Annotated in this window: 10 protein-coding genes and 1 pseudogene; 2 read left to right on the top strand and 9 right to left on the bottom strand. The window is 59.3% G+C overall.

Annotated elements, in window-relative coordinates:
* Positions 1 to 67: 67 nt before the first annotated feature.
* Together recJ and EJA70_RS29295 are read right to left on the bottom strand one after the other, a co-directional pair.
* The gene (gene recJ / locus EJA70_RS29300; protein ID WP_158835996.1) at positions 68 to 1,777 is read right to left on the bottom strand and encodes a single-stranded-DNA-specific exonuclease RecJ; all 1,710 of its coding nucleotides are present in this window, start codon (positions 1,775 to 1,777) and stop codon (positions 68 to 70) included.
* Positions 1,778 to 1,831: 54 nt separating this feature from the next.
* Positions 1,832 to 2,374, bottom strand: coding sequence for a YaeQ family protein (locus EJA70_RS29295; protein WP_158835993.1), 543 nt, complete (start codon positions 2,372 to 2,374; stop codon positions 1,832 to 1,834).
* A 146-nt stretch (positions 2,375 to 2,520) separates the two neighbouring features.
* Here EJA70_RS29295 and EJA70_RS29290 point away from each other — a divergent pair, with 146 nt between their 5' ends.
* A complete protein-coding gene (locus tag EJA70_RS29290; RefSeq protein ID WP_158835991.1) occupies positions 2,521 to 3,720 on the top strand; it encodes a CaiB/BaiF CoA-transferase family protein in 1,200 nt (399 codons plus the stop codon).
* Complete coding sequence (locus tag EJA70_RS29285; protein WP_178117038.1) at positions 3,674 to 4,627, top strand: TIGR02285 family protein; 954 nt, start codon at positions 3,674 to 3,676, stop codon at positions 4,625 to 4,627. The genes EJA70_RS29290 and EJA70_RS29285 overlap by 47 nt, the downstream gene beginning before the upstream one ends.
* Positions 4,628 to 4,803: 176 nt before the next feature.
* On the opposite strand, the gene EJA70_RS29280 is transcribed toward EJA70_RS29285, so the two are convergent.
* The 7 genes and pseudogenes from EJA70_RS29280 to EJA70_RS29250 all read right to left on the bottom strand — a co-directional run.
* Positions 4,804 to 5,085 carry a DUF3509 domain-containing protein gene (locus EJA70_RS29280; RefSeq protein WP_008081618.1) on the bottom strand — a complete coding sequence of 94 codons (282 nt, stop codon included), beginning with the start codon at positions 5,083 to 5,085 and terminating at the stop codon, positions 4,804 to 4,806.
* Between the two features lie 166 nt (positions 5,086 to 5,251).
* Positions 5,252 to 5,659, bottom strand: a complete 408-nt coding sequence (locus EJA70_RS29275) for a response regulator (RefSeq protein ID WP_158835988.1) — start codon at positions 5,657 to 5,659, stop codon at positions 5,252 to 5,254.
* A 117-nt stretch (positions 5,660 to 5,776) separates the two neighbouring features.
* Entirely contained in the window at positions 5,777 to 7,147 is a 1,371-nt protein-coding gene (locus tag EJA70_RS29270; protein ID WP_008081620.1) for a transporter substrate-binding domain-containing protein, read from the bottom strand.
* A 120-nt stretch (positions 7,148 to 7,267) separates the two neighbouring features.
* Complete coding sequence (gene thrC, locus EJA70_RS29265) at positions 7,268 to 8,677, bottom strand: threonine synthase (RefSeq protein ID WP_158835985.1); 1,410 nt, start codon at positions 8,675 to 8,677, stop codon at positions 7,268 to 7,270.
* Positions 8,678 to 8,786: 109 nt separating this feature from the next.
* Positions 8,787 to 10,091 carry a homoserine dehydrogenase gene (locus EJA70_RS29260; RefSeq protein ID WP_158835982.1) on the bottom strand — a complete coding sequence of 435 codons (1,305 nt, stop codon included), beginning with the start codon at positions 10,089 to 10,091 and terminating at the stop codon, positions 8,787 to 8,789.
* Between the two features lie 130 nt (positions 10,092 to 10,221).
* The gene (gene dsbC / locus EJA70_RS29255; protein WP_008081624.1) at positions 10,222 to 10,953 is read right to left on the bottom strand and encodes a bifunctional protein-disulfide isomerase/oxidoreductase DsbC; all 732 of its coding nucleotides are present in this window, start codon (positions 10,951 to 10,953) and stop codon (positions 10,222 to 10,224) included.
* Positions 10,954 to 11,318: 365 nt separating this feature from the next.
* Positions 11,319 to 11,444 (bottom strand): annotated as a pseudogene (locus EJA70_RS29250) (tyrosine-type recombinase/integrase); the annotation flags it as partial.
* Between the last annotated feature and the right edge of the window lie 65 nt (positions 11,445 to 11,509).

Genomic DNA, 11,509 nt, shown 5'->3' with positions numbered 1-11,509 from the left:
GCCTGCGGCAGCCCCTACAGAGCGCACTTCTATGTAGGAGCTGCCGCAGGCTGCGATCTTTTGATCTTCAGCGCGGTTCGATATGAGCAATCATCAACTGAACGGTCTCATTGCCCCGAAACTCGTTAACGTCGAGCTTATAGGCGAGCTCAACCCACTTGATCGTCGGATTCGGCCAGATATCCCGGTCAATCCCAAACGCGATGCCATCCAGCTTCACCGAGCCACACTCGCTCTTCAGCACCACTTTCAGGTGCCGCTCACCGACCACGCGCTGCTCAACCAACTGGAACACACCGTGAAACAGCGGCTCAGGAAAGTGCTGGCCCCAAGGCCCGGCGTGGCGCAGGGCGCGGGCCAGTTCGAGGTGGAACTCTTCAACCGCCAGCGTGCCATCCGAGAGCATGCGCCCGGTCAGGTCTTCCTCGCGAAGTTGCCTACGCACTTCAGCGTCAAATGCCTCGGCAAACAGCGGAAAATTCTCCTGCGGCAAGGTCAGACCAGCGGCCATCGCGTGGCCACCGTACTTGGCGATCAGGGTCGGATGCTGCGCTGCAACAACGCTCAGCGCGTCACGAATATGGAAGCCCTGCACCGAGCGCCCCGAGCCCTTGAGCAAGCCATCACCCGCATCAGCAAAGGCAATGGTCGGACGGAAATAACGTTCTTTCATGCGTGAGGCGAGAATACCGATCACGCCTTGGTGCCACTCCGGATCGAACAGGCACAGACCAAACGGCATCGACTCCACCGGCAAGTCCTTGAGCTGCGCCAGCGCTTCACGCTGCATGCCCTGCTCGATGGATTTGCGATCCTGGTTCATGCCGTCCAGTTGCGCGGCCATTTCCCGGGCCTTGTTGGCGTCGGCAGTGAGCAGGCATTCGATGCCCAGGCTCATGTCATCCAGACGCCCGGCAGCGTTCAGGCGCGGGCCGACGATAAAACCGAGATCGGTGGAGGTGATGCGAGTGGCGTCACGCTTGGCCACTTCAAGAATCGCTTTGATCCCCGGCCGTGCGCGACCGGCGCGAATTCGCTCCAGGCCTTGGTGCACCAGAATCCGGTTGTTGGCGTCCAGCGGCACCACGTCGGCAACGCTGCCCAGCGCGACCAGATCAAGCAACTCACCGATGTTCGGCTGCGGCTTGTTCTCGTACCAGCCGAGGCTGCGCAAACGCGCGCGCAACGCCATCAACACATAAAAAATCACCCCGACGCCGGCCAGTGCCTTACTCGGGAATTCGCAACCTGGCTGGTTCGGGTTGACCAGCGCATCGGCCTGCGGCAGTTCATCGCCCGGCAAGTGGTGGTCGGTGATAAGTACTTTGAGCCCATGACGTTTGGCGGCGGCCACACCTTCGACGCTGGAGATGCCATTGTCGACGGTCACCAGCAACTGCGGCTCGCGAGTCATCGCGACTTCGACGATTTCCGGAGTCAAGCCGTAGCCATATTCAAAGCGGTTCGGCACCAGATAATCGACGTGCGCGGCACCGAGCAAACGCAAGCCAAGCATGCCGACCGTGCTGGCCGTCGCTCCGTCCGCGTCGAAGTCGCCGACGATGAGGATGCGCTGGCGTTGCTCCAGCGCCGTCACCAGCAAGTCCACCGCCGCATCAATGCCCTTGAGCTGCTGGAACGGGATCAACCGCGCCAGGCTCTTGTCCAGCTCCGCCTCGGACTGCACGCCCCGTGCCGCGTACAGGCGGGTCAGCAGCGGCGGAATATCACCGAGAAACGGCAGAGTGGCAGGCAGTTGACGAGGTTCGATACGCATGGGGTGACGGAGACTTCTCTTAATACGTGGGATTAATCAGCTACAGGCGCGGGATCAGTCGCGCTCACCTTGCAGCCATTGCAACTGGACTTCGTGCTGACCACGGTCGTCGGTGACGAAGATCGTCCCTTCGCTGATCATCACGTCCCACTTGATAACGCGGGGCATGTCCTTGGCCAGCGTCTCCAGCACTTCCTGCGGGACGGCGGCGATGTTGACGTTTTTCAGGTTCTTGATCGCCGGGATCACTTTGGTTTCCCAGACGCGCAGGCTGCCGTAGGCCAGCAGGCTGGTGCGCTCGGTGCGGCGCGAGCACCAGGTCAGGCGATCGGCGTCGGGCTGGCCGACTTCGATCCAGTGCAGAACGCGATCGTCCAAGCTCTTTTCCCACAGCGCAGGTTCATCCACGTCTGACAGACCGCGACCAAACGACAACTGCTCGTTGTACCAGAGGGCGTAGGCCAGCAGGCGCACGGTCATGCGTTCTTCGGTTTCCGAAGGGTGACGGGCGATGGTCTGCTTGACGCTCTCGTAGACGCTGCGGTCGAGGTCGGTGAGGTTCAGTTCAAATTTGTAGGTAGTGGACGGCTGGGCCATGAACGGGCTTCTTGATACGAGGAAAGTCGGCAAGTCTAACCGATGCGGTAGGCAATCATCGAATTGATGGCGATCAACCTGCGGCGTCTGACAGCCGGCTATGTTAAAACGCTGTATCCGCACAGCCTTGTCCTACAGGATTCAGTATGCCGTTCGCCAACAAACCGCTCAGCGGTGTGAAAGTCATTGAATTGGGTACGTTGATCGCCGGGCCGTTTGCCTCACGCATTTGCGGCGAGTTCGGCGCCGAAGTGATCAAGATCGAATCGCCGGACGGCGGTGATCCGCTGCGCAAGTGGCGCAAGTTGTATGAAGGCACATCACTGTGGTGGTTCGTGCAGGCGCGCAACAAGAAGTCGCTGACGCTGAACCTCAAACACCCTGATGGCTTGGCGATCCTGAAAAAACTGCTCAGTGAAGCCGACATTCTCATCGAAAACTTCCGCCCCGGTGTGCTGGAAAAACTCGGCCTGAGTTGGGAAACCCTGCACGCGCTCAACCCGAAACTGGTGATGGTGCGCCTGTCCGGTTTCGGCCAGACCGGGCCGATGAAAGATCAGCCAGGCTTCGGTGCGGTTGGCGAATCCATGGGCGGTTTGCGCTATATCACCGGTTTTGAAGACCGGCCACCGGTGCGCACCGGGATTTCGATAGGCGATTCGATTGCCGCGCTGTGGGGCGTGATCGGCGCACTGATGGCGCTGCGGCATCGTGAGGTCAACGGCGGGCTCGGCCAAGTGGTCGATGTCGCACTGTATGAAGCGATTTTCGCGATGATGGAAAGCATGGTGCCGGAGTTCGATGTGTTCGGTTTTATTCGCGAGCGCACCGGCAACATCATGCCCGGCATCACCCCCTCCTCGATTCACACCAGCGCCGACGGCAAGCATGTGCAGATCGGCGCCAACGGTGATGCAATCTTCAAGCGCTTCATGCTGATCATCGGCCGCGACGATCTGGCCAATGATCCGACGCTGGCCAGTAACGACGGCCGCGATAATCGCCGCGACGAGTTGTACGGCGTGATCGATCGCTGGGTCAATTCGCAACCGCTGCAAACCGTACTTGACCTGCTCAATCATGCCGATGTGCCAGTCAGCCGGATCTTTAGCGCCGAAGACATGTTCAATGACCCGCAATACCTGGCTCGGGAAATGTTCCTGCACGCCAAGCTGCCGGACGGCAAGGACTTCAAGATGCCCGGCATTGTGCCGAAACTCTCTGAGACACCGGGCTCCTCCGAATGGGTCGGACCGCAGCTCGGTGAACACAATGCGCAGGTACTCAACGATCTTGGTTATGACGAGACACAGATCGCTCGCCTGCGCGAAGACGGAGCCATTTAAGCTGAAGCGCCGGCAGAGATCGCACGCCAACCGCGCCCACCATTGGTGGACGTGGCGGCTGTTCGGCCTGTTGTTTCTGCTGGCCCTGTCGACCGGGGCACAGGCTAAGCCGACGTTGATCTGGTTGCTGCGCGACCTGCCGCCCCTGACGATTTTCGAAGGCCCGAAAAAGGGCCAGGGCGTGATCGACCAATTGATGCCGCTGCTGATCGCCGGCATGCCGCAATACGAACACACGCTGATGCGGGTCAACCGCGCCCGTGGTCTGCAAATGCTCCACGAAAACCCGTTCGCCTGCGATCCCGCACTGTTGTGGAACAAGGAACGTGCGCAGTGGGTGGCGTATTCGATCCCGGCGATTCGCGCTGTTGGCAACGGACTGGTGGTGCGCCAGCAAGATCGCTCGGTGCTCGAACCGTACCTGGTCAACGGTGAAGTGAATCTGTCGGCGCTGCTGGCCGCTACCGAACGCAAAGTCGGGGTGGTGGCGGAACGCAGCTATGGCGAATTCATCGACAGCCTGTTGCATCAAGCGCCCAGCGCCGCGCTGACCGCACATTACGGCAACGATGCCCTGACCAATCTGCTATCGATGCAGCGCCTGGGTCGGCTGCAGGTGGTGTTGGGTTATTGGCCGGAGATTCGCTATCAGGCGAAACAGGCGCAGATCAATGAAGATGAGCTGGAGTTCTATCCGATCCAGGGCAACGGCAAATACCTGTCAGGTTATGTCGCCTGTTCCGACACTACCCAGGGGCGTCAGGCGATTACCGAGATCAATCATCTGCTGCGCACCCTGCCCCATGAACACCTGAATCAGCTCTACGCCGCATGGCTGGACCCCGACCGACGTGAGGATTATTTGCAGGAAGCCCGTACATTTTTCGAGCATCAAGCCGCGCAATAGGCAAACGCCGGACAAAAGAAACCCCGAGAAGTGGGGAGACGACTCGGGGTTAAACGTGGCCTACATAAAGACCAGTAGCAGCAAGCGACAAGCACCGGAGCACAATGCTTGATCCTGCTGTTACTGGGTCTGACTGACAGGGATGCAGGAAGGTTCCCACAAAAAATATTTCATCTTTACAGCGCCGCACGTTTGTCCAGCGCTGCGTTGCGCAATGCCGCAATCACACAGGGTTCCAGTCGCCCTTCGGCGATCAGCACGTCACGGTGCAAACCGTCGACGACATCGGTCAGCAAGCGCTTGTCGCTCAACTGCGCCTGATTGAATTCGCGTTCGACCACAATGGCGCCGTTGCTGTTCTTCAGGGTCACCAGGCATTCGCCATGGCTGCCACGAGGGGTCAACGTCACTTGATACGGGCTCAGAGCCTCACCGAGCAATAGACTGATACTTTCCATCTCGATCTCCACTCATTAGTCCGAAAACATAGTGCCTGGGGCGTGTTCACAATTAATGACCACCGGCCCGAGAAGAAAGTTCTGCCTGCCAATGGCTCCTTCCGTGGAGCGTCACCGGTCTTGCAGAGCATGCACGGTGAAGATGACAGAAAAATAACGCCGCGCTTCAGACCTCCAGTGGCTGATGCAGGGCGTTCAGGTAGCGGTCGAGCAAATCACGCATGAGTACGGCTGAAACCGGGATCTGCAAACGTCCGAGCAATTGCAGGGGGTGTTGCTGCAATAAGCCCTCGAGGTCGTTTTGCAGGCTGGGTGCGACCGTACCGAGAAGAACCAGCGCTCGCGCTTGCCGCTCGACCGCCAGACGCTGAATCAATGCGACGCCATCACCGCCCTTGAGTTGCGGATCGCAGATCGCGATATCGACCGCGCCTCGGTGCCCCAGAGAACACAAGGCTGCGGCCAGCGAAGGCGCGGTCAGCACGTTGTAGATACCGATGGCATTGAGCATCTGGTGCAGCGCCATCAATTGAAAGGGGTTGTGTTCAAGAATCAGGACTTTGAGCGAGCGCATGAGCAACCTCGGAAACGGCAGGTGCGGACTCTCACCGCAGATGCCGTTCACTCTAGGGCAGCCGTCCTCAGCCTCCCATCGGAAAAGTAGTCGCGTCTTATAGGACTTTTCCCAAGTTCACCAAGGATGCCGACCCGGTGTGCTCACTCGCCGATGAGTGATATCGGTCCAGCCTCCGAGCAGACCGCGCAGCTGCCCATCAGCGCTGTAAAACGGCACCGTCCATTGATAAACATCGCGAGGACCGGTCTTGAACTGCAGCTGCCGATTACTGAAGCGTGTCTTGCGCGTGCGCAATTGCTGCATGAATTCATCGTGCAACATCAGCGCCGTTGCCTTGGGCAGCGCATCGACCTCCGGCAGCGAGCGCCCCTGCACTTGATCGAATCGCACCAGGAGCGCCTCTTCGTAACTGCGATTGCACATGATCAACCGCCCGTGCAAGTCGCGGACAAATATCGGATCGGGCATCGAATCGATCAGCGCATGCTGAAAGGCTAACTGATCGCCGAGGTCTTTTTCGGCCTGGCAGCGTTGTTTGATCACGGCGCTCAAGCGGCGATTCCAGATCAACGACAGCACGCCAAACAGGCCAATGACGGTCATTGTCCAACAGCCCCAACCCGTGACCCGCTGCCAGATCGAAGGCGCAGGGGTCGGGGAGACGCCGTCCAGCCACTTGAGCCGAATGGCACGCAGCTCCGCCGCAGGAAACGCCTCGAGCGCCTTGTTGAGGATGCTCAACAGCTCCGGCTGGCCTTTGCGCACGGCCAGGTGATCGGCTTCCCATTTACCCTCCAGCAGTTCGCCGACGCGCAGCAATCCCGAGGGAAACAATTGCGCGCCGATTTCGTTTTCGATGGTGGCGTACGCCTCGCCGCTTTCGACCAACGCCCGCGCTTCAGCGTAGGTTTTGACCGAGCGGATCTCGATCGATGGATAGTCGCGCCGAATGATGCCTTCTAGTGCGTGGCGGCTCGGCAGAACCAGCACGCGTTTGGCCAATTGTTCCAGCGACTGCACCGGCGGCTCACCGACTCGGCCGACAAACACCCAACCGGCGCCGCCAAAGGCGTGGCTGAAATCCAGAAACACTTTGCGTTCATCACTCATCGCCAACGTCGTGCTGATGTCCGCTTCGGCCTTCTCAAGCCGCTCGAGCATGTGATCGGTGGAGAACGACTCCTGATGCACGAACTGCAGCCCCGTCATGGCGCTGATGCGCTGGAGCACTTCGTTGTTCAAGCCGCTCCAGTGAGCATGTTCATCCTGGAACAGGTACAACGGATATTGCACCGATGCGACGATGATCCGAGGGTTGTCGCGGATCCATTGGCGCTCCCTGGCGTCGAGTTCCACGGGCAGAAACTTGCTGCCCTCGACATCGTGCAGCATCAGTTGTGCCGCCACTCCCCAGCGCATGAACCCCAGCATTGCCAATACAAACAGCCCGACCGTCGCCGGCTTCAAATTTCGAAAAAACCACATTGCCACTTCCTTCGTGATCGACTCACCCGTCCTTCGTGGGTGAAAACCCGAGCAGTGTGGCAGCAGAAACAAAAAAGCCCGTCAGGAGACGGGCTTCAAAATGTGACAGCTTTTGCAGGCTTAAAGCGGCTTGCCGCGGTTGCCATGCTGGCTGACAAAGGCTTGCACGGCTTTCAGCTCGTTTGGCAGAACGGTGCAGCGCTCGTTTCGCTCAAACAAATCAGAAAGATGTGCAGGTAGTTCGAGCGCTTTTCCTACACCGGCTTTCTCTACGGCCTCAGGGAATTTCACCGGGTGAGCGGTGCCCAGGATGACCATAGGGATATCCAGGCTGCGACGGCATTCACGCGCAGCTTTGACACCGATGGCGGTGTGCGGATCCAGTACTTCGCCGGTCTGCGCGTAGACTTCTGCGATGGTTTCGCAGGTTTGTGCGTCATCCACGGCCAGCGAATCGAACAGTTTGCGGGCTTCGGTCCAGCGCTCTTGCTCGACGCTGAAACCACCGCCCTGCTTGAACGAATCCATCAAACCGGCAATCGCCGCACCGTTGCGCCCATGCAGGTCGAACAACAGGCGTTCGAAGTTCGACGAGACCATGATGTCCATCGACGGCGACAGCGTGGCGTGCAGGGTGTCCTTGACGTACTGATTGCCGCTCATGAAGCGGTGCAGGATGTCGTTGCGGTTGGTGGCGACGATCAATTGGTTGATCGGCAGACCCATGTTGCGTGCCAGGTAACCGGCGAAGATGTCGCCGAAATTGCCGGTGGGTACCGAGAATGACACCGAACGTGCCGGGCCGCCCAACTGCAGGGCGGCGTGGAAGTAGTAAACGATCTGGGCCATGATCCGCGCCCAGTTGATCGAGTTCACCGCCACCAGACGCGTGCCTTTGAGGAAGCTCTGGTCGGCGAAGCTCGCCTTGACCATTTCCTGGCAGTCATCGAAGTTGCCTTCGATGGCGATGTTGTGGATGTTCTCGCCAAAAATCGTGGTCATCTGGCGACGCTGCACTTCCGACACACGGTTGTGCGGGTGCAGGATGAAGATGTCGACGTTTTCGCAGTGCTTGCAGCCTTCGATGGCGGCCGAACCGGTATCACCGGAAGTAGCGCCAACGATTACGACGCGCTCACCACGTTTTTCCAGCACGTAGTCGAGCAGACGACCGAGCAGTTGCAGGGCGAAGTCCTTGAACGCCAGGGTCGGGCCGTGGAACAGCTCCAGCACCCATTCGTTGCCATTCAACTGACGCAGCGGCGCGACGGCGCTGTGCGAGAACACGCCGTAGGTTTCTTCGAGAATCTTTTTGAAATCGGCGTCCGGAATGCTGCCGGTGACGAACGGGCGCATGACGCGGAAAGCCAGCTCGTGATACGGCAGGCCGGCCCAGGAAGCGATTTCTTCCTGGGTGAAACGTGGCAGGTTTTCCGGAACGTACAGACCGCCGTCGGTCGCCAGACCAGCCAGCAGGACGTCTTCGAAATTCAGGGCCGGTGCCTGGCCGCGGGTACTGATATATCGCATAAGGGCAAACCTTCGGTTTGGGCCTCAAGCTACGAGCTACAAGCTGCAAGTAAAAGCCAGACCGCTTTTCTCTTGCCGCTTGCAGCTCGAAGCTTGCAGCTGCTTCTATTTAATTCAGGTGCTCGACGCGGATCCGTACGACCGGACCATTGACGCCGGCCAGCGCTTCGAGGGCGGCGATGGCGTCGTTGATGCGCTGCTCGACCACACGGTGGGTCAGCAGGATCATCGGCACCAGACCGTCGTGTTCCTCGACTTCCTTCTGCATGATCGACTCGATGTTGATGCCGCGCTCCGAGAGGATGCTCGCCACCTGAGCCAACACGCCCGGATGGTCCTTGGCCTGAATGCGCAGGTAGTACGCGCTTTCGCAGGCTTCGATCGGCAGGATCGGATGGGCCGACAGCGAGTCCGGCTGGAAGGCCAGGTGCGGCACGCGGTTTTCCGGGTCGGAAGTCATGGCACGAACCACGTCAACCAGATCGGCGATCACCGACGAAGCGGTTGGCTCCATGCCGGCGCCAGCACCGTAGAACAGCGTCGAACCGGCGGCGTCGCCGTTGACCATCACCGCATTCATCACGCCGTTGACGTTGGCGATCAGACGATCGGCCGGGATCAGCGTCGGGTGTACGCGCAGCTCGATGCCGGCGGCAGTGCTGCGCGCCACGCCGAGGTGCTTGATGCGGTAGCCCAGCGCTTCGGCGTAATTGACGTCGGCGGTGGTCAGCTTGGTGATGCCTTCGGTGTAAGCCTTGTCGAATTGCAGCGGAATGCCGAACGCGATGGAAGCCAGAATCGTCAGCTTGTGCGCGGCGTCGATGCCTTCAACGTCGAAGGTCGGATCGGCTTCGGCGTAACCCAGTGCCTGCGCTTCGGCCAGCACGTCTTCGAAGGTACGACCCTTCTCGCGCATTTCGGTGAGGATGAAGTTACCGGTGCCGTTGATGATCCCGGCGACCCAGTTGATGCGGTTGGCGGACAGGCCTTCGCGGATCGCCTTGATCACCGGAATGCCACCGGCCACGGCCGCTTCGAACGCCACGATCACGCCCTTCTCGCGGGCCTTGGCGAAAATTTCATTACCGTGAACGGCAATCAGAGCCTTGTTCGCGGTGACCACATGCTTGCCATTCTCGATGGCCTTGAGTACCAGCTCGCGGGCAACGGTGTAGCCGCCCATCAGCTCTATGACGATTTCGATCTCAGGGTTTGTGGCCACTTCGAAGACATCGTTGGTAATCGCAATACCGGTCGTCTGGAACTGAGGCTTTGGCGTGCGCATGGCAATTTGTGCCACTTCGATTCCACGCCCGGCACGACGAGCAATTTCCTCGGCGTTGCGCTGAAGTACGTTGAAGGTACCGCCACCGACGGTCCCTAACCCACAGATGCCTACTTTGACCGGATTCACTGTGAACTCCCCATAAAACGGCCGACGCGGGGTCGGCCGGAAAACAACCGCGTGCTCGCGGCTCTCTATTGATGGCCCGGCGATGTCGCTGCCGGGCCATGATCGTCACGGCTGACCGTGACGATGCGAATTACTTCGCGCCCAGCGCCAGTTTGGCGACTTGTGGCGCAGGCTGGTAGCCCGGAATGACTTGTCCGTCGGCCAAAACGATGGCTGGTGTGCCGTTCACGCCGATCGACTGACCGAGGGCGAACTGCTTGGAAACCGGGTTATCGCACTTGGCGGCCTTGATTTCCTTGCCATCGACCATTTTGTCCATGGCGGCTTTCTTGTCTTTCGAGCACCACACGGCTTGCAGCTGCTCGTCACCCGGCGAATTCAAACCTTGGCGCGGGAACGCGACATAACGCACTTCGATGCCGCGCTTGTTCAGCTCAGGCACTTCGGCGTGCAGCTTGTGGCAGTACGGACAGGTGGTGTCGGTGAACACGGTGATGTGCGATTTGGTTTCGCCGATGGCCGGGTAGACCACGGTTTCGGCGACCGGAATGGCATTGATCAGTTTCGAGACGCCCAGGCGTTCGGTTTTTTCGGTCAGGTTGACCGGTTTGCCGTCCTTGAGCTGGAACAGGTAACCCTGAACGATGTATTGGCCATCGGCACTGGCATAGAGCACGCGGCTGCCTTTGAGTTTGACTTCGTACATGCCTGGCAGAGGACTGGCGGTGATGGTCTCTACCGGGACTTCGAGCTGGAGGTTTTCCAGGCTTTTACGAATGGCTTTGTCGGCCGCGTCATCGGCGACGGCAAAGGTGCTGACCAACGCAATGGCTGCGGCGGCGAAAATCTGGGTCAGACGCATGAGAACTCCTGAAGGCGGACAAATGAAACGATCAGAACGCCCGTGCCGGAACACCGGGTCATAACCGTCCATCGTGCAAACCGGCAAAGCCTAACACATAAGGCCACGGTGGCCGAATGCGCCTGTCGCCATACATTCATGTGTAACTGACACAGCTTCATGCTTGTACAACTGACCCACAACCATATGTGGCTGACACACATTATTGTGGCGAGGGGATTTATCCCCGCTGGGTTGCGAAGCAGCCCTAAAACCATCCCCCAATCTATCAGTCAAACCGAGCTGCCCAAGATGGGGGCCGCTGCGCAGCCCGTCGGGGATGAATCCCCTCACCACAGGTAAGTATTTCAAACAAAGGGGATGTGTCAGCCGCGAGGGTTGTGTTTGGCGTGCAGCTCTTGCAGGCGGGCGCGGGCGACGTGGGTATAGATTTGCGTGGTGGAGAGGTCGCTGTGGCCGAGCAGCATCTGCACCACGCGCAACGCACTGCCTCTGCAACTGCTACACCCATATGTGACTGACACACATTATTGTGGTGAGGGGATTTATCCCCGAT

It is taken from the genome of Pseudomonas sp. PB103 (assembly GCF_009764635.1).
GTDB lineage: Bacteria > Pseudomonadota > Gammaproteobacteria > Pseudomonadales > Pseudomonadaceae > Aquipseudomonas.
This window is presented reverse-complemented; position numbering and strand designations above follow the sequence as displayed.

Excerpts from the sequence above, each read along its gene's own strand:
- recJ (WP_158835996.1), bottom strand. The coding sequence starts at position 1,777 with ATGCGTATCGAACCTCGTCAACTGCCTGCCACTCTGCCGTTTCTCGGT.
- EJA70_RS29295 (WP_158835993.1), bottom strand. The coding sequence starts at position 2,374 with ATGGCCCAGCCGTCCACTACCTACAAATTTGAACTGAACCTCACCGAC.
- EJA70_RS29290 (WP_158835991.1), top strand. The coding sequence starts at position 2,521 with ATGCCGTTCGCCAACAAACCGCTCAGCGGTGTGAAAGTCATTGAATTG.
- EJA70_RS29285 (WP_178117038.1), top strand. The coding sequence starts at position 3,674 with ATGACGAGACACAGATCGCTCGCCTGCGCGAAGACGGAGCCATTTAAG.
- EJA70_RS29280 (WP_008081618.1), bottom strand. The coding sequence starts at position 5,085 with ATGGAAAGTATCAGTCTATTGCTCGGTGAGGCTCTGAGCCCGTATCAA.
- EJA70_RS29275 (WP_158835988.1), bottom strand. The coding sequence starts at position 5,659 with ATGCGCTCGCTCAAAGTCCTGATTCTTGAACACAACCCCTTTCAATTG.
- EJA70_RS29270 (WP_008081620.1), bottom strand. The coding sequence starts at position 7,147 with ATGTGGTTTTTTCGAAATTTGAAGCCGGCGACGGTCGGGCTGTTTGTA.
- thrC (WP_158835985.1), bottom strand. The coding sequence starts at position 8,677 with ATGCGATATATCAGTACCCGCGGCCAGGCACCGGCCCTGAATTTCGAA.
- dsbC (WP_008081624.1), bottom strand. The coding sequence starts at position 10,953 with ATGCGTCTGACCCAGATTTTCGCCGCCGCAGCCATTGCGTTGGTCAGC.